This window comes from Pseudomonas sp. B21-059 (genome assembly GCF_026016285.1).
Taxonomy (GTDB): domain Bacteria; phylum Pseudomonadota; class Gammaproteobacteria; order Pseudomonadales; family Pseudomonadaceae; genus Aquipseudomonas; species Aquipseudomonas danubii.
In genome coordinates this window covers 77,804-94,700 of the sequence record NZ_CP087201.1, presented here as the reverse complement: position 1 = coordinate 94,700, position 16,897 = coordinate 77,804, and the positions used below count along the sequence as shown (strand labels likewise).

Annotated in this window: 15 protein-coding genes; 4 read left to right on the top strand and 11 right to left on the bottom strand. The window is 61.0% G+C overall.

Annotated features, from left to right (window positions below; genetic code table 11):
* Window positions 1–412: 412 nt before the first annotated feature.
* The 3 genes from LOY69_RS00475 to LOY69_RS00465 all read right to left on the bottom strand — a co-directional run bounded on the left by LOY69_RS00475 (window position 413) and on the right by LOY69_RS00465 (window position 1,424).
* On the bottom strand, window positions 413–880 hold the full coding sequence (locus LOY69_RS00475) for an inhibitor of vertebrate lysozyme family protein (RefSeq protein WP_102862504.1): 468 nt from the start codon (window positions 878–880) through the stop codon (window positions 413–415).
* Between the two features lie 2 nt (window positions 881–882).
* Window positions 883–1,047, bottom strand: coding sequence for a DUF1328 domain-containing protein (locus LOY69_RS00470; protein WP_003170804.1), 165 nt, complete (start codon window positions 1,045–1,047; stop codon window positions 883–885).
* 92 nt (window positions 1,048–1,139) lie between these two features.
* Entirely contained in the window at window positions 1,140–1,424 is a 285-nt protein-coding gene (locus LOY69_RS00465) for a hypothetical protein (protein ID WP_110594114.1), read from the bottom strand.
* Between the two features lie 440 nt (window positions 1,425–1,864).
* Between LOY69_RS00465 and algB the strand changes: the two genes are divergently transcribed.
* Window positions 1,865–3,211 (top strand): sigma-54-dependent response regulator transcription factor AlgB, encoded by a 1,347-nt coding sequence (gene algB / locus LOY69_RS00460; RefSeq protein ID WP_102881452.1) that lies wholly within the window; start codon window positions 1,865–1,867, stop codon window positions 3,209–3,211.
* Window positions 3,212–3,221: 10 nt separating this feature from the next.
* A complete protein-coding gene (locus LOY69_RS00455) occupies window positions 3,222–5,006 on the top strand; it encodes a KinB sensor domain-containing domain (protein WP_102881451.1) in 1,785 nt (594 codons plus the stop codon).
* Between the two features lie 4 nt (window positions 5,007–5,010).
* On the opposite strand, the gene LOY69_RS00450 is transcribed toward LOY69_RS00455, so the two are convergent.
* From LOY69_RS00450 to LOY69_RS00420, 7 genes are all read right to left on the bottom strand, one after another.
* Window positions 5,011–6,630, bottom strand: a complete 1,620-nt coding sequence (locus LOY69_RS00450) for an EAL domain-containing protein (protein WP_110652544.1) — start codon at window positions 6,628–6,630, stop codon at window positions 5,011–5,013.
* A 76-nt stretch (window positions 6,631–6,706) separates the two neighbouring features.
* A complete protein-coding gene (locus LOY69_RS00445; RefSeq protein WP_110594116.1) occupies window positions 6,707–7,486 on the bottom strand; it encodes an N-acetylmuramoyl-L-alanine amidase in 780 nt (259 codons plus the stop codon).
* A 101-nt stretch (window positions 7,487–7,587) separates the two neighbouring features.
* On the bottom strand, window positions 7,588–9,795 hold the full coding sequence (locus LOY69_RS00440) for a diguanylate cyclase (protein WP_265073988.1): 2,208 nt from the start codon (window positions 9,793–9,795) through the stop codon (window positions 7,588–7,590).
* Complete coding sequence (locus LOY69_RS00435) at window positions 9,792–10,670, bottom strand: endonuclease/exonuclease/phosphatase family protein (protein ID WP_102862498.1); 879 nt, start codon at window positions 10,668–10,670, stop codon at window positions 9,792–9,794. Before LOY69_RS00435 ends, LOY69_RS00440 begins: the two co-directional genes overlap by 4 nt.
* Window positions 10,671–10,681: 11 nt before the next feature.
* The gene (locus LOY69_RS00430) at window positions 10,682–11,311 is read right to left on the bottom strand and encodes a thiol:disulfide interchange protein DsbA/DsbL (protein ID WP_102862497.1); all 630 of its coding nucleotides are present in this window, start codon (window positions 11,309–11,311) and stop codon (window positions 10,682–10,684) included.
* A 196-nt stretch (window positions 11,312–11,507) separates the two neighbouring features.
* Entirely contained in the window at window positions 11,508–12,113 is a 606-nt protein-coding gene (locus LOY69_RS00425) for a c-type cytochrome (RefSeq protein ID WP_102862496.1), read from the bottom strand.
* A 45-nt stretch (window positions 12,114–12,158) separates the two neighbouring features.
* A complete protein-coding gene (locus LOY69_RS00420; RefSeq protein WP_016963939.1) occupies window positions 12,159–12,449 on the bottom strand; it encodes a c-type cytochrome in 291 nt (96 codons plus the stop codon).
* Window positions 12,450–12,640: 191 nt separating this feature from the next.
* Between LOY69_RS00420 and yihA the strand changes: the two genes are divergently transcribed.
* A complete protein-coding gene (yihA, locus tag LOY69_RS00415) occupies window positions 12,641–13,282 on the top strand; it encodes a ribosome biogenesis GTP-binding protein YihA/YsxC (protein ID WP_060836883.1) in 642 nt (213 codons plus the stop codon).
* Between the two features lie 411 nt (window positions 13,283–13,693).
* Here yihA and polA read toward each other — a convergent pair whose 3' ends face one another.
* Window positions 13,694–16,486, bottom strand: coding sequence for a DNA polymerase I (gene polA / locus LOY69_RS00410; RefSeq protein WP_265073987.1), 2,793 nt, complete (start codon window positions 16,484–16,486; stop codon window positions 13,694–13,696).
* 74 nt (window positions 16,487–16,560) lie between these two features.
* Here polA and LOY69_RS00405 point away from each other — a divergent pair, with 74 nt between their 5' ends.
* Entirely contained in the window at window positions 16,561–16,848 is a 288-nt protein-coding gene (locus LOY69_RS00405; protein WP_102862493.1) for a DUF2782 domain-containing protein, read from the top strand.
* Window positions 16,849–16,897: the final 49 nt, after the last annotated feature.

Here is a 16,897-nt window from a genome sequence, read left to right as displayed (position 1 = left end):
AGTTTAGGATTACTCTGATTCGGGTGTTCGGAAAGGTTGCGCAATTGACGCAAAGTTTCTCGATATACGGTCGCAGAGAAACACCAGGAAACGTTTGACTGGAGTCAAAGGAAGATTTTTTCCTTGGGGAATCACGAAAAAGACGGACCGATGGCTCTAGGACAAGACTTTGCTCTTCAAGCACGCCGCAAGCTCGTCAAGTCGATGCTCGACCTGGGAGCTTACGCCGCTGCTCTTTCCTGACCCGGCCCTTGCGGAGGCACTCCCTGTACCCCTAGGTCACTCCGATCATCAGTGGATCAGAACGTCCCGACCCCTTGGTCATGCACTCACCCTCCTCGGGTGGTGCAACAGTCGAAAGAGCCAGGGCGGCCCTTTCTTCTAGCTGTTATGCAAAATCGGCAATGCGCGCTCAGTACCAGTTCGGGTCTTTGCGCAACTGCTCCTGAAGCAATGCCCGCATTCCTTCATCGGGTTTGCCGAGAAAGCGGTAGCTCGCGTGACGGGTCGGTGACTTGTCCGCAGGCAAGCCCGCAGGCACCTCCACCAACATCGCGTAGGCATGCTTCTTGTCGAAGCTGAAGGCCACGATCAGGCGCTGGTTCTGACAACTCTGCGCAGTCTCGCAGAGCGGTCCAACCAGGTACTGATCGCCGTCTTCAGTCACTGCGTTCATCTGTTGCTGAGCATCGCCCGACAGGTTCATCACCCATTCAGGCAAGCGCTCTTCCTTGTGCACAACCCCCTGCCAGGTGTCACGAAACTGCGGGTCCGAACCCAGCAGTTGGTTGGTACGTGCCTGGCCATCATTGGCCGCCGACGCCAGGGCGCTGACGCCCAGCAGCAGCGTGGCAGCCAATGTTTTCAACGAAAGACTCATGGTCAGCCTCGACCACGACGGCCAAAGAAGAACGAAGCGATGAACATCACCAGGAACACGACAAAGAGAATCTTGGCGATACCCGTGGCGGTGCCCGCGATACCACCGAAGCCCAGGACCGCAGCGACAATGGCAATGATCAGGAATGTGATTGCCCAGCTCAGCATGATGATTCTCCTTACTCTTCTATTAATAGTGCTCAGGGGTGCTGCCTATGGAGCCGGTCGTGCGCCGCCGAATGCGGCCCAGACCTTGGTGCCTAGAACACCCAGCGTTCCTGACGCGGAGCCTCAAGCACCGGTTGTGCCTGGTCGACGGCCATCAGTTGCACTGGCGTTGCATCGTTGAGCTGACTGCTCACCGAACTGAAATGGGTCTGGGTGAAGTGATGAGCCGGCACGCGCGGGGCGGGTGCCTGGCTATCCTGCCAACGCTGGAACTGCTGTCCGGCGATCAAGGTGACCAGTAACGCCAGGCTGGCGAACAGGCCTTGCTGGAGATGCAGTGGCGCGATACGCAATTGGGCAAGACCTTGGCGATTCATCCTGAAACTCCTCCCACACTGGTGGTGATGTTGTTATGGAAGCCCTGACTTGCGCTTCACGATGAGAGGGATATTGCAGTCTGCATGCCAGCTTTTAATCATATAAATAATTCAATAAAATCAATGACTTAAAGCAATTCAAAGACGCCCACTCACACGCATCCTGCACGATCCCCACCGGCCAACCGTGCGAAATGCACGATCGGACCGTTCCGGGTCCATGGCTTTTTGATCAGAGGGGGAACTTTGCCGAGCCGCGGACAGCCTGATACAGACCCACCCAGGGACTAGCCTTGGCAAAATATTAGGGATTTCAGTCTGTTAGCCATTTCCGGCGGAGATATCTAACCTTCAGGCCGTGGAATGGATCAGAATCAACCTTGCAACTTGCCCGATTTTTCTGGGACTAAATAAGATCATTCATTAAAGGAGCCTGGGAAATGGAGTCAGCGCCGGAGAATCAAGGCCGCATCCTGCTGGTGGATGACGAATCCGCCATCCTCCGCACCTTCCGCTACTGCCTGGAAGACGAGGGCTATACCGTGGCCACCGCCAACAGCGCGGCCCAGGCGGATACGCTGTTGCAACGCCAGGTGTTCGACCTGTGTTTCCTTGACCTGCGCCTGGGGGAAGACAACGGCCTTGATGTGCTGGCCCAGATGCGTACTCAAGCGCCCTGGATGCGGGTGGTGATCGTCACTGCCCACTCCGCCGTGGACACGGCGGTGGACGCAATCCAGGCCGGTGCCGCCGACTACCTGGTCAAACCCTGCAGCCCCGACCAACTGCGCCTGGCTACCGCCAAGCAACTGGAAGTGCGCCAGCTCTCGGCGCGCCTGGAAGCCCTGGAAGGCGAAGTGCGCAAACCCAAGGACGGCCTGGACTCCCACAGTCCAGCGATGAAAGTGGTACTGGAAACCGCCCGCCAGGTGGCCAGCACCGATGCCAATATCCTGATCCTCGGCGAGTCGGGTACCGGCAAGGGCGAACTGGCCCGGGCCATCCACGGCTGGAGCAAACGGGCGAAGAAGTCCTGCGTGACCATCAACTGCCCATCGCTGACCGCCGAGCTGATGGAAAGCGAACTTTTCGGCCACAGCCGCGGCGCTTTTACCGGGGCCAGCGAAAGTACCCTGGGCCGGGTCAACCAGGCCGATGGCGGCACTCTGTTCCTCGACGAGATCGGCGACTTCCCCCTGACCCTGCAGCCCAAGCTGCTGCGTTTTATCCAGGACAAGGAGTACGAGCGCGTCGGCGACCCGGTGACTCGCCGGGCCGACGTGCGCATCCTCGCCGCCACCAACCTCAATCTCGAGGACATGGTGCGCGACGGGCGCTTCCGTGAAGACCTGCTGTACCGCCTGAACGTGATCACCCTGCACTTGCCGCCCTTGCGCGAACGCAGCGAAGACATCCTGACTTTGGCCGACCGCTTTCTTGCACGCTTCGTCAAAGAGTATTCGCGACCGGCCCGAGGCTTCAGCGACGACGCCCGGGAAGCCCTGCTCAATTACCGCTGGCCGGGCAACATCCGCGAACTGCGCAACGTGGTGGAACGGGCAAGCATCATCTGTCCCCAGGAACGGGTTGAAATCAGCCATCTGGGCATGGCCGAACAGCCCACCAACAACGCCCCGCGAATCGGTGCCGCGCTGAGCCTGGACGAACTGGAAAAAGCCCATATCGGCGCCGTCCTGGCCACCAGCGACACCCTGGACCAAGCGGCCAAGACCCTGGGCATCGACGCTTCGACCCTGTACCGCAAGCGCAAACAGTACAACCTGTGAGCATCACCCTATGAAGTTAGCGATGAAACTGCGGACCCGGCTGTTTCTGAGCATCTCGGCCCTGATCACCGTGGCCCTGCTGGGGCTGGTGCTCGGGCTGGTCAGCGTGATGCAGATGGCCAGTACCCAGGAATCGTTGATCCGCAACAACTTCATCACCCTGGATCTGGGGCTCAAGCTGCGCCAGACCCTGGGTGATCAGTTGATCATCATGCTCAGCAACAAGCCCGACTCCGCAGCCCTGGAAGCCTCGCGGCAGCACTACTTGGACCTCCTCGACCAGGGCATCGCCCACGAACAGCAGAACCCGTCCGTGGGTGGTTTCAAGCAAGCCCGCAGCGACTACCTGAGCTTCTACCAGGCCTTCGAACACAGCAACACTGCCGCGAGCCTGAACAACAACGAAGCGCTGACCGAGCGTTTCAATACCTTGCGCAACGGCCTGATCAACGAACACAAGCGGGCCCTGGACAACATCAGCCAGGTGGAACGCCAGGCCCGGGACCGTGCCTTGCTGGTAGCCGGCTTGCTGGGCCTGGTCGGCCTGGCGGTGCTGATCATCGGCTTCATCACCGCCCATGCCATTGCCCGGCGCTTTGGCGGACCGATCGAAGCCCTGGCCAAGGCCGCGGACAAGATCGGCCAAGGCAATTTCGACGTCACCCTGCCGATCTCGGCCGCAGCGGAAATGAACCTGCTGACCCGCCGCTTCGGCATCATGGCCGAAGCCCTGCGCCAGCATCAGGCCACCAATGTCGACGAACTGCTGGCCGGCCAGCAGCGCTTGCAGGCGGTGCTCGACAGCATCGACGACGGCTTGTTGATGATCGACCGCCAAGGCCGCCTGGAGCACCTCAACCCCGTGGCCCAACGGCAGTTGGGCTGGGATCAGGAGCGCCTCGGCCAGGGCCTGGGCAGCGCCCTGCAACGCCCGGAGCTGGATGAACAGCTGCAGCTGGTTCTGCGTGGCGGCAACCTGGAGCGGGCCCCGGAAGACCTGGATATCGAGGTCGATGGCGAATCGCGCCTACTGACCTACAGCCTGACCCCGGTGAGCCACACCCAGGGCCATATCCTTGGCGCGGTGATGGTGCTTCATGACGTCACCGAACAGCGGGCATTCGAGCGGGTACGCAGCGAGTTCGTATTGCGCGCCTCCCACGAACTGCGAACCCCGGTCACCGGCATGCACATGGCCTTCGGCCTGCTTCAGGAACGCCTGCACTTTGCCGAAGAGTCCCGGGAAACCGACCTGCTCAATACAGTCAACGAAGAAATGCAGCGGCTGATGCAACTGATCAACGACCTGCTGAATTTTTCCCGCTATCAGAATGGCCTGCAGAAACTCACTCTCGCGCCCTGTCCCCTGGAAGAGTTGCTGGAGCAGGCCCAGGGCCGCTTCAACGAACAGGCGCAGCGGCAGGACATCAGCCTGCTGCTGGAGATCCAGGCGCCACTGCCGCGCCTGCACGCCGACCGTCCGCAACTGGAACGGGTCCTGGACAATCTGATCGACAACGCCCTGCGCCATACCGCCAGTGGCGGCCAGATCCGCCTGCAGGCCAGGCGCCATGGCGAACGGGTGATTGTCAGCGTCGAGGACAATGGCGAGGGCATCGCTTACGGTCAGCAGGGTCGGATCTTCGAACCCTTCGTTCAGGTCGGACGCAAGAAAGGCGGCGCCGGGCTCGGACTGGCCCTGTGCAAGGAAATCGTCCAGCTCCACGGTGGACGCATGGGCGTCTACTCAAGGCCGGGGCAGGGCACCCAGTTCTATCTGGCCCTGCCGCTCTAGGGCTTCAGGCTTCATCATCCAGGCGCCGGGGCACCAGACGCCGGCCTCGGGTAATCAGCTCGGTAAACTGCAAGGCACTCAGGGCATGGGCGAACAGCCAACCCTGACCGAAGCTCACCCCCTCGCTGCTGAGCAGCGAAGCCTGGTCCTCGAATTCGATGCCCTCAGCGATCACCGTGAGATTCAAGGCGTGGGCCATGCGAATGATGTGGGGCGCCACGCCACTGCTGGCAGCATCGTGACCCAGGGCGTCGATAAAGGCCTTGTCGATCTTCAGGCAATCCACTGGCAGGCTTTGCAGATAGGCCAGGCTGCAGTAGCCGGTGCCGAAGTCATCGATCAGCACCTGATGCCCGACATCCCGCAAGGCCTGCAGGTTGTTGCGCGCCACCACCACGTCGATCAGGCCACGCTCGGTGACCTCGAAGGCGATCTGTCGCGCCGCCACCTTGTGCAAGGCCAGAAGCCGCGCCATGACCTGACCGATGCGCGGCACCATGACATCACAGGCCGCCAGGTTGACCGAGATATACAGCTGGGGATTGGCTCGCAGTACGTGCCCCAGTTGCTCCAGCAGACGCTGCAGGACGAAGTCGGTGATCTGGCGGATCTGCCCGGTGTTTTCCGCCAGCGGAATGAACAGATCGGGACTGGTCAGGGTGCCGTCCGGACGCCGCCAGCGCAGTAACGCTTCGGCCCCTACACAGAGCCTGCTGTTGAGGTCGAAGATCGGCTGGTACAGCACCTGCAGCTCACCGCGTCGCAGCGCCCCTTGCAGCTCTGCTCCCAACGACTGGCGCTGCCGCGCCAACTGATACACCAGCCCGCCGATAAACAGCGCCAGCAACAGACTGAACGGTAACAACCACCACCAGCCATCGAGTACTTCCGCCTGCAGGCTGGCCCGGGGCGTGATCAGCACCAACTGGTACTCGGGATTCTGGGTCGGCATGCGATAGATCAGCAGGTCCGGGGTGACCTGCAGCGGCCCCTCGCGGCTGGCGCGCCAGGGCTCCACCGGCGGCCAGGAACGGGCCTGACCCAGTACCGGAATCGCCCGGGAGCCATGCTCGACCACCACCATCAGGCTGCCACCGGCCGGCAGGTCCACCACATCGGTCAAGTGCCCACGGGAGGTGGCCACGCGAAAATTGCCCCGCCCCAGCATCAGAGCAGCGAGGTTTTCATTGGGTTGGGTCGAGGTGTTGAGCCAGTAGCTGTAGGTCGGCCCGCGGATATCCGGAGCCCTGGGCGAGGGCAGGAGATTCTGTCGCGGCCAGTTTGAGCACGTCTGGGTGGCATCCATGTAGGCCGCTTCATAAATGAAGCGATAGCTGTAGCTGACCTGCTGCAGGGCTGCGATCAGCTCGGCGTTGCACTCGCGCAGCGGCTGGGCCTCCAGTACATCCAGGCCTTCACGCAGTTGCCCGAACAGTTGCTCCAGACGCTCCAGAAAACGCTGGCCCTGGGCGTTCATCTGTTGGCTTTCTCGCTGCTGGACCTGATGCATGGCCACTCCGGCACTGCCCAGCAACAACACCGCCGCGCTCAGCACAGCCGCCAGCGTCGCCAGCAACCAGGGGCGATGGAACCAGGTACGCAGGGTCTGGCGAGCAACCGGCATCATGAAAGATCCGAAGGATTACCAATGAGTTATAGCAACTGATTGAGCAATCGGCCCGAACCGTCCGGCGGCGTCATTATTTTGTCTGGTTGAGCACCTGCAGGATGGCTGCGCTTTCGGCGTCCGGGGTGCCGTCGAATCGGCCCGGGCGATAGTGCATCTGGAAAGCCGCCAGCACGTGGCGGGTGGCCACATCCAGTTCGCCAGTCTGCGGCGTGGCATAGCCCAGGACCGCCAACTGTTGCTGGAACCAGCTGATGCTCGGCAGGTTGGCGGCAAAAAACGCCTGCTGGCGGGCCACTGCCTGAGCGTTTGGCCACAGGCCGAGTCCGGCGTCAGCCAGGCGCTTCCAGGGGAACAGCGGGCCCGGATCGAGCTTGCGCGATGGCGCGATGTCGCTGTGGCCAATGATGTGACGCGGGGAGATGTTGTTGCGCTTGCTGATGTCCTTGAGCAGCACGATCAGGTTCTGGATCTGCGCTTCGCTGTAGGGATACCAGAGCCGTCCGTTGGGGCCATCACGAAAGCCCGGGTTGACGATTTCAATGCCGATGGAGCTGGAGTTGAGCCAGGTCCGGCCCTGCCACTGGCTCTCGCCGGCGTGCCAGGCGCGGTATTGCTCGTCCACCAGTTTGTAGATCGTGGCGGACTTGTCGTCGCCGATCAGGTAATGACTGCTGACCTGACCGTGGGTCAGCAGGGCCAGGGAGCGTTCCAGGGATGCCGAGGTGTAATGAACGATGATGAACTGGGCGCGCTGGTCGTAATTGACCGAAGGGTGGCTGGTGTCAATACGCGGACCGCTGGCACAACCGGCGAGGACCAGGAGCGAAAAAGCAAGAGCAAGAAGTTTCATGGCAAAGGGCAGTACGCTGAAGAAAAGAATGCAACAGTGTAACGTACTGCTCCCAACGCCATGGGCAAAACCGAGGTTTCAGACAGGAATCGGCAAGCGTCTCAGCCTGCCTCTACCCGGTTGCGACCCGCATCCTTGGCCCGGTATAACGCCTGATCGGCTCTTTTTATCACCAGATCGCTGCGATCACCGGCCTTGAAGGCACTCAGTCCGACGGACACGGTAATGGTCACTGGCTCGCCCTTGAAGTGGAACGGACACGCCTCGACCGCCGCTCGCAGCGCTTCCACTATCCGCGCGCCCGCTGGCAACGGGGTATTGGGCATCAGCAGGACAAACTCCTCGCCGCCGAAACGCGCGATAAAGTCGCTGCCACGCAGGCGCTTGCGCAACACATTGGCGATGATCTTCAACACCTTGTCACCGGCCAGATGACCGTAGTTGTCGTTGATCCGCTTGAAGTGATCGAGGTCGAGCATGGCCAGCAGCAGGCTGTTGCCATGTTGCCGCCATTGACCGACCTCGTGCTCCAGACGCTCGGTCCAGGCGGCGCGGTTGGGCAACCCGGTCAGCGGATCGATCAGAGCCTTTTGCCGCTGTTCCTCCAGGTGCTCACGGTAGCCCTGGGCCTCCTGCTCCATGCTCGAAACCCGCTCTGCCAGGCTTTGCAGACGGGCCGCCACTTCCTTCTCACGCTCATCGCGCTGCTTCTGGTGGTGATCCATGGTGCCCAGCAGGCCTTCCAGATGGCTTTCCAGTACCTGCTTGAGGTCATCCAGGTCTGCCGCCTCCTGCACGCTGCTCTGCAGGCCATCGACCTGCTCACGGATCTGGGTGTCCATGGCCCGTGCCGCCGAGCTGCTGTCGGCGTGGCCATCACTGGCCGCCTGCAGATTGCTCTGGAAAGCCTCGAGGCGCTCGTTGAGCTGTTTGAGGTACGTCTCGAACTCATGCTGGCCCGAATCGGTGATTGCCAGCATCAGCACCGCCAGATCATCGAGGATTGGCAGCAACTCGTACCAGTTCAGGCCATGTTGCAGACGATCACGCATGGCTTCGGCCTGAGGCCGATGACGTTCCGGCAGACTCAGGTCATCGAGCAGTCCCAGCAGGGTGTGTTCGATATGCTTGGCCACCGAGCTGTAGGAGGGCTCAGGAGAGTCCGGCAGGGCGTAGAGCACATCGTGCTCGGATTGCTCTGGATCGATGGCCGCCAAGGCCTCGGCCATGACCGGCGGCAAGGGCAGGCTGTCGAGCAGCACTGCCGGGGAAACCGCGGGAAGCGGCAACAGCTCATCGGGGTTGAGCGGACCGGGCTCGCTCTGAGGTGCGGCGGGTACTTCTGCCGGCGGCTGCAGAGGCGCTACCGGTAAAGCATCGACGGCGACAGAGGCCAGAGGCGCGACCTCGGCTGCAGCCGGAGCCGGAGCTTCGATCGCGACCTGGGGCGCTGGCTCAAGGGTTTCTTCCTGAGCCAGGACTGGCGGCACGAATGCCACCACCGACGACGGGGACGGTACGCTGGCCGTTTCGGGCTCAATCTTGGCAGGGGCCTCGGAAACGGGCTGCGCAGCGGGTGTTGCCTCGGGCTTGGCCGGTGTCACGGCGACAGGTGCCGGAGGGACCTCCGCGACTTCCGGCAAATCCGTGGCCGGGGTCTGATAATGCTCGCGAACCACTTCGTCCGCTTCGCCAGCCTCTTCAACCTGGGGACGGGAGTCCACCGCAGGGACAGGAGCAGGCGCCGCTGGCGTAACCGCCTCAGCCTGGGGAGCATCGGCGGTGTCACGGCCCCCGAACAGGCGCTGCAGCAGACTCGGGCGATCTGGTCCGGCGGGAGTTTCCAGCTGGCTCAGGGCCTTGCCCTGAAGATTGCTCAGCTCCCCCAGCAGCAAGGGGATCTCTCGCGCCTGACTGACCCGGCCATCCAGTTGCTTGGCGAAGGCCTTCAACGGGCGGCTGACTTCCCGGGGCAGGGGCAGGGACTGCAATTGGGTAACCAGGGCGGTCAAGGCACTGCTCATCTGGTTGACCCGGGTTTCACGCCGCTGCTCGGAGTCCAGCACGGCTTTTTCCAGACGGGGCAGCAGCGCTGCAAGCCCGGCATCCATGTCGTCGGTGCGCACAACCTCGCGCATCTCCTTCATGCACTGGTCGACCGCACGATCGGTACCCTCCGCCGCCAGGGTGCTACGCACCAGGCCACGACGTAGCAAGTCCAGTCGAGCGGCCCACCGGCGCTCAAGCTTTTCCTGCTGCTCGATACTTTTGAGGTATTTCTCTTTCCAGCGTTGGGCGTCGTCGCTCATTCATCGGTTCCGCGAGGTGCAGGACTCAACGCGGGCAATGCATCGGCCGTGAGCGAACCCGGCAGACGAATCTCTACCGCGACCGGCAGGTGATCGGATATGGGTTGGGCCAGGACTTCGACTCGCTCCAGGGTCAGGCTGGGGCTGAGCAGGATATGGTCCAGGCAGCGTTGCGGACGCCAGCTGGGGAAGGTCGCCTGCAGTTGCGGCGCCAACAGGCTGAGGTCGCGTAAAGGGGAGTGCTCCAGCAGATCGCTGGCGTGGGTGTTCATGTCTCCCATCAGCACTTGATGCTTGTAGCCACCGATCAACTCGCGGATGTACGCCAGTTGCCGGGTTCGAGCCCTGGCGCCGAGCGCCAGGTGCATCATCACCACCACCAGCGCCTCGGGGCCTTCGCCAAATCGCACAAGGATCGCGCCGCGCCCCTTGGGGCCGGGCAGTGGATGGTCTTCGATGGCCCAGGGGCGCAAGCGACTGAGCACACCGTTGCTGTGCTGAGCCAGGCGTCCCAGGTTGCGATTGAGCTGTTGGTACCAGTAAGGGAAGGCACCCAGTTGGGCCAGGTGCTCCACCTGATTGACGTAGCCTGAACGCAGGCTGCCACCATCGACTTCCTGCAGAGCTACCAGATCGAAGTCCCCCAGCAGATTGCCGATCTTCTGCAGGTTGTCCGCGCGTCCGTTATGGGGCAGCAGGTGCTGCCAGCCACGGGTCAGGTAATGGCGATAACGCTCGGTGCTGATACCGACCTGAATATTGAAACTGAGCAAACGCAGGCGGCTATCCGCCGGCAGGCCGGTCGACGCCAAATGGTGCTCGTTGACCTGCGGATCATGCAGGCCAACGATGCGTTCAGAGCCCCAGCGCGGCATGGCGGCGGCGCTTACTTGGCTGCGCGCTCTTTGGCAATCAACTGGTCGGCGACGCTCAGCGCACCTTCAGGACCACCGGCGGAGCCCAGGTCGAAACGGTACTTGCCGTTGACCACCATGGTCGGTACGCCAGTGATCTGGTAGGCCTGAGCCTTCTTCTTGGCGTCTTCGACCTTGCCTTTGACGGCGAAGGAGTTGTAGGTGCTCAGGAATTTGTCCTTGTCGACGCCTTCGGCCACCAGGAACTCAGCCATCTCCTCTGGAGTGGCGAGTTTCTTGCCGCTATGGATGGCTTCGAACACGGCCTTGTGAACCTTGTGCTCGACGCCCATGGCTTCCAGGGTGATGAACAGTTGGCCATGAACGTTCCAGATACCGCCGAACATCGCCGGGATACGCACAAAGTTGACATCGCTAGGGAGTTTTTCAACCCAGGGATTGATGGTCGGCTCAAAGGCGTAGCAGTGCGGGCAGCCATACCAGAACAGCTCTACCACCTCGATCTTGCCAGGCACGGCAACCGGAACGGCGCTGCTCAACTCGACATATGTTTTACCGGCTTCAAGCGGCTCGGCGGCTTGAGCGGTCACGCCAAACAGGCTGGCGGTGACGAGAGCGGCGCTGAGAATCAGATTACGCATGCTTTACTCCTGGACAATTTTGGCGCCTCGCGCGACCTGAATTCAGACAGATCATGGCGGGCTTGAGTTCGCTAGTGTAGCGGCAGACGCCATAAAAAAGGGCGGCCTGAGCCACCCTTTATGCTTGCACCGTCAGATTAATCGATCATTAACGTTGCCGCGGCTCAACACCCTCGGCAACTTGATCGAGCAGGCCTTAGTGCAGGCCCTGAATATAGCTGGACACCGCCTCGATGTCTTTGTTGCTCAACTTGGCGGCGATACTGCGCATGACCATGGTATCGCCGTCATTGGTGCGGTTGCCTTCGCGGAAGTCGGTCAGCTGCTTGGCCACATATTGTGCGTGCTGCCCACCCAGGTGAGGGAAGCCGGCCGCTGCGTTACCGGCGCCATTTGGCGCATGGCAGCCGGTGCAGGCAGGCATGCCTTGATCCAGCTTGCCGCCCCGGAAGAGTTCTTCACCACGGGCCACGACTTTAGGATCAGCGGCGCCGACGCTGCCTTTCTGGCTGGCGAAGTAGGCGGCGATGTCAGCCAGGTCCTGATCGTTCAGATTGGTCAGCATACCGGTCATTTCCAGCACTTGCCGCTTGCCGGACTTGATGTCGTGCAGCTGCTTCTCCAGATACTTTTCCCCCTGACCCGCCAGCTTGGGAAAGTTTGGCGCCATGCTGTTCCCATCAGGGCCGTGGCAAGCGCCACATACTGCGGTTTTCGCCTGACCGGCAGCAGCGTCGCCTGCGGCATGGGCGACACCTGTGATGCCCAAGGTCAACAGCAGACTCACGAGTAATTTGTTCATCAGCTAATCCAACTACGGCTAAGGGTTAAGAGTTATGGACCGGAATCACTCGCTCATCCAATGGATGATGGCTCGGTAATCCTCGGCACTGCAGTCCATGCACAAACCACGCGGCGGCATCGCCTTGAAACCCTGGGTCACGTGTTGCACCAGCGTCTCCATACCTTGCGCCAACCTCGGCGCCCAAGCTTCCTGGTCGCCCTTGCGGGGCGCCGTGGGTAGTTGGCCGGAATGACAAGCCCCACAAACACGGTTGTACACAGCTTCCGGATCCTGTGTAGCCTGAGCGCTGTAAAGCGGCATCAAGACACCGGCAGCTAGCAGCCATTTCGTCATAAAACGACCTTTTCAGGGTTGAGAGCGTGCTGCGTTCTAATGCGCATTCAAGGTTTATCGCTCTCGTGAACTTCATCCTACGCTGGGACAAAGCGCACACAAAATCTGCGGCATTATATACTGGCGTTACTGAAACGGAAACGACACCGCTCGCCGCGTCCACTCTCGGCATCGCCCCTATCGGAAATCCCATGCAACTCAAGAACCCCATCCTCGGTCTGTGCCAACAGGCTACGTTCATGCTCAGCGCCGCCAAAGTCGATCAATGTCCTGACGATGACGGCTTTGAAGTGGCCTTTGCCGGGCGCTCCAACGCCGGTAAATCCAGCGCCCTGAACACCCTGACCCACGCCAGCCTGGCACGCACCTCGAAAACCCCGGGTCGCACGCAGTTGTTGAACTTCTTCAAACTAGACGACGATCGCCGTCTGGTCGACCTGCCGGGCTATGGTTACGCCAAAGTACCGATCCCGCTGAAGCAGCACTGGCAGCGCCACTTGGAAGCTTACCTGGGCAGCCGCGAGAGCCTTAAGGGCTTGATCCTGATGATGGATATCCGTCATCCCATGACCGACTTCGACCTGTTGATGCTGGACTGGGCGGTCGCCAGCGGCATGCCGATGCACATCCTGCTGACCAAGGCCGACAAACTGACCTATGGCGCAGCCAAGAACACCCTGCTCAAGGTGCAGTCGCAGATCCGCAAGGGCTGGGGCGAAGCGGTCACCATCCAACTGTTCTCGGCCCCCAAGCGCATGGGCCTGGAAGAGGCCTACACCGTGCTGGCAGGCTGGATGGAACTGGCCGACAAAGGCGCCGAAACCGAGGCCTGAGAAAGAGTTTCAAATTGTCTGCGCGGTGATCAGGCAAGGCAAAAAGCGGCGGGAAAGCGGAGTTTAGGGGCCTAAATGAGCATTTCCCGCCGCTTTTTAACGCAGCATGGTCGCCGCGCAGGCAATTTTCAGGCAAAAAAAACCCCGGACTTCGTATGGGGAGGGGGAAGTTCGGGGTTCAAGTTCTAGACCGCTAGGGCGGGGTCCAGATATCTGCCAACACTTAACACAACATAGGAGCATCGAAGGGCTTCACCAGCCATTCAGTAACTCTGAGTGAGCTTTCACCGATTTAGTTCCGGCGGATTGCAAAAACTATTGGCAATAAACGATGAAATTTTCCGTGCTAATAGCCCCTGGCCAGCTTTTACCGCGACACTATGCCGCGGCAAAAACCGCTTAAAAGAGCCCTTAGTGGGCCTCATCCCAGTTATTTCCCACGCCGACTTCAACCAATAACGGCACATCCAGGGTTGCGGCACCGCTCATGTAGCCGCGAATCTCATCACGTACTTGATCCACCAGGTCCTCACGCACTTCCAGCACCAGTTCGTCGTGTACTTGCAGAATGACCCGGGCATCCAGCCCCGAGGACTCCAGCCAGTTGTCCACCGCCACCATGGCCTTCTTGATGATATCTGCCGCCGTGCCCTGCATCGGCGCGTTGATCGCGGTGCGCTCGGCCCCGGCACGCTCCTGCGGCTTGTTGGAGTTGATCTCCGGCAGGTACAGCCGGCGACCGAAGATGGTCTCCACATACCCTTGGTCAGCCGCCTGGGCACGGGTACGGTCCATATACTCGCGAACCCCCGGATAGCGGGCGAAATAGGTATCGATGTAGGCCTTGGCCTGCTTGGTATCGACGCCGATATCCTTGCCCAGCTTCTGCGCGCCCATGCCATAGATCAGACCAAAGTTGATGGCCTTGGCACTGCGGCGCTGATCGGACGTAACGTCCTGGAGCTCCACCTTGAACACTTCGGCAGCCGTAGCGGTGTGCACATCCAGGTTGTTGCGGAAGGCATTGAGCAGACCTTCGTCCCGGGACAAGTGCGCCATGATCCGCAACTCGATCTGCGAATAGTCCGCCGCCAGCAGCTTATAGCCGGCCGGGGCGATAAAGGCCTGGCGAATACGCCGACCTTCCGCGGTGCGCACCGGGATGTTCTGCAGGTTCGGATCACTGGAGGACAGACGCCCGGTAGACGCCACAGCCTGATGATAGGAAGTGTGGATACGCCCCGTGCGCGGGTTGATCTGCTCAGGCAGGCGATCGGTGTAGGTGCTTTTCAGCTTGCTCATGGAGCGGTACTGCATCAACACCCGGGGCAGCGGATAGTCGTCTTCGGCGAGCTTGGCCAACACCTCTTCAGCCGTAGAAGGCTGGCCCTTGGCGGTCTTTTTCAGCACCGGCAGGCCGAGTTTGTCGTAGAGAATCGTCCCCAGTTGCTTGGGCGAGCCCAGGTTGAACTCCTCACCCGCGATCTCGAAAGCCTCGCGCTCAAGGGCAACCATCTTGTCCCCCAGCTCGATGCTCTGAATCCCCAGCAGCTTGTCGTCCACCAGAGCGCCCTGACGCTCGATACGCGCCAGGACCGGCACCAGCGGCATCTCGATATCGGTCAATACGCTGGCCAGGCTCGGAATGGCTGTCAGCTTCTCGAACAGCACCTGGTGCAGACGCAAGGTCACATCGGCATCTTCAGCAGCATAGGGCCCCGCCTGCTCAAGGGGGATCTGATCGAAAGTCAGCTGTTTGGCGCCCTTGCCGGCGATGTCCTGGAAGCTCACGGTGCTGTGGTCCAGGTACTTCTGCGCCAGGCTGTCCATGTCATGGCGAGTGGCGGTGGAGTTGAGCACGTAGGATTCGAGCATGGTGTCGAAGGCAATGCCGCGCACGGTGATGCCATTGGCCTGATCGCCACCTATGGCGCAATTGGCCAGGATGTTCATGTCGAACTTGGCGTGCTGACCGACCTTGAGCAGCTTGGGATCTTCCAGCAACGGCTTCAAAGCCAGCAGCACAGTGTCGCGATCCAGCTGCTCCGGAACGCCCATATAGGAGTGGGTCAACGGAACGTAGGCCGCTTCCCCGGCCTTGACCGAGAAGGACAGCCCCACCAGTTGCGCCTGTTGTGCATCGATACCGGTGGTCTCGGTATCGAACGCAATCAGCTTGGCGTTTTTCAGCTTCTCCAGCCAGACCGCAAAACGCTCCTGGTCGAGGATGGTTTCGTACTGCAACTCAAGTGGCGCCTGCTCCGCCGCTGCCGGTTGCTCTGCAACCGCCTCAGGCGCCTCGGCAGAGCTGAGCTCGACGCGCTTGGCGTCACGCTGCAAATCATCGAGCCAGCTCTTGAATTCCAGCAGGCTGTAGAGCTCCGCCAGTTTCTCGCGGTCGGGCTCGCGCAAGTGCAGGTCATCCAGCCCCACATCCAGGGCCACGTCTACTTTGATGGTCGCCAACTGATAGGAGAGAAAGGCCATTTCCTTGTGCTCTTCCAGCTTGGCCGGCAAGGTCTTGGCGCCGCGAATCGGCAGGGTCGGCACGATATCAAGCTGCTCGTAGAGCTCCTTCAGGCCGCCATTGACCCCGACCAGCAAACCGGAAGCCGTCTTCGGACCAATACCCGGTACGCCCGGAATGTTGTCGGAAGAATCGCCCATCAGTGCCAGGTAATCGATGATCTGCTCGGGAGCGACGCCGAATTTCTCCTTCACGCCTTCCACATCCATGCTGCTACCGGACATGGTGTTGACCAAGGTAATGTGCCCGTCGACCAACTGAGCCATGTCCTTGTCGCCGGTGGAAATCACCACCGGGCGATCCGCCGCCGCGCTGCTGCGGGCCAGGGTGCCGATCACGTCATCGGCCTCGACCCCTTCTACGCACAGCAGCGGGAAGCCCAGGGCGATCACGCTGGCGTGCAGCGGCTCGATCTGCACCCGCATGTCATCGGGCATGCTCGGGCGGTTGGCCTTGTATTGGGCGTACATGTCATCGCGGAAGGTCCCGCCCTTGGCATCGAACACCACCGCGAACGGGCTGTCCGGGTACTGCTTGCGCAGGCTCTTGAGCATGTTCAGCACGCCCTTGACCGCGCCGGTAGGCAGGCCTTTGGAGGTGGTCAGAGGTGGCAACGCGTGAAACGCGCGGTACAGATATGAAGAACCGTCCACCAGGACGAGGGGGGCTTGGCTCATGAGCAGGATCAACCTTTTCGGCGGGTCCGGCGCTAGAATAGCGGGACCGTTGACGACAAAGGGACAAGGTTATCATGCGCACACTAAATCGCTTGCTGCTGGCCGGCTTGATTGCAATCGCTCCAATGGCCGTGATCGCCGCAGAAGATGCGCCGTCAGCGGACCCGGAAGTGACCATTCGCACGGAAGGCGACAAGACCATCCAGGAATACCGGCAAAATGGCTTTCTGTACGCCATCAAAGTCACGCCCAAGGGCGGTAAACCCTACTTCCTGGTGCGCGCCGATGGCTCCGACGGCAACTTCATCCGTTCGGATCAGCCGGATATGCTGATCCCTTCGTGGAAAATCTTTGAGTGGTAAACCACTCCGACTTCAACTCATTGGCGCTGGCTCGATAGCGGCGCCCGTA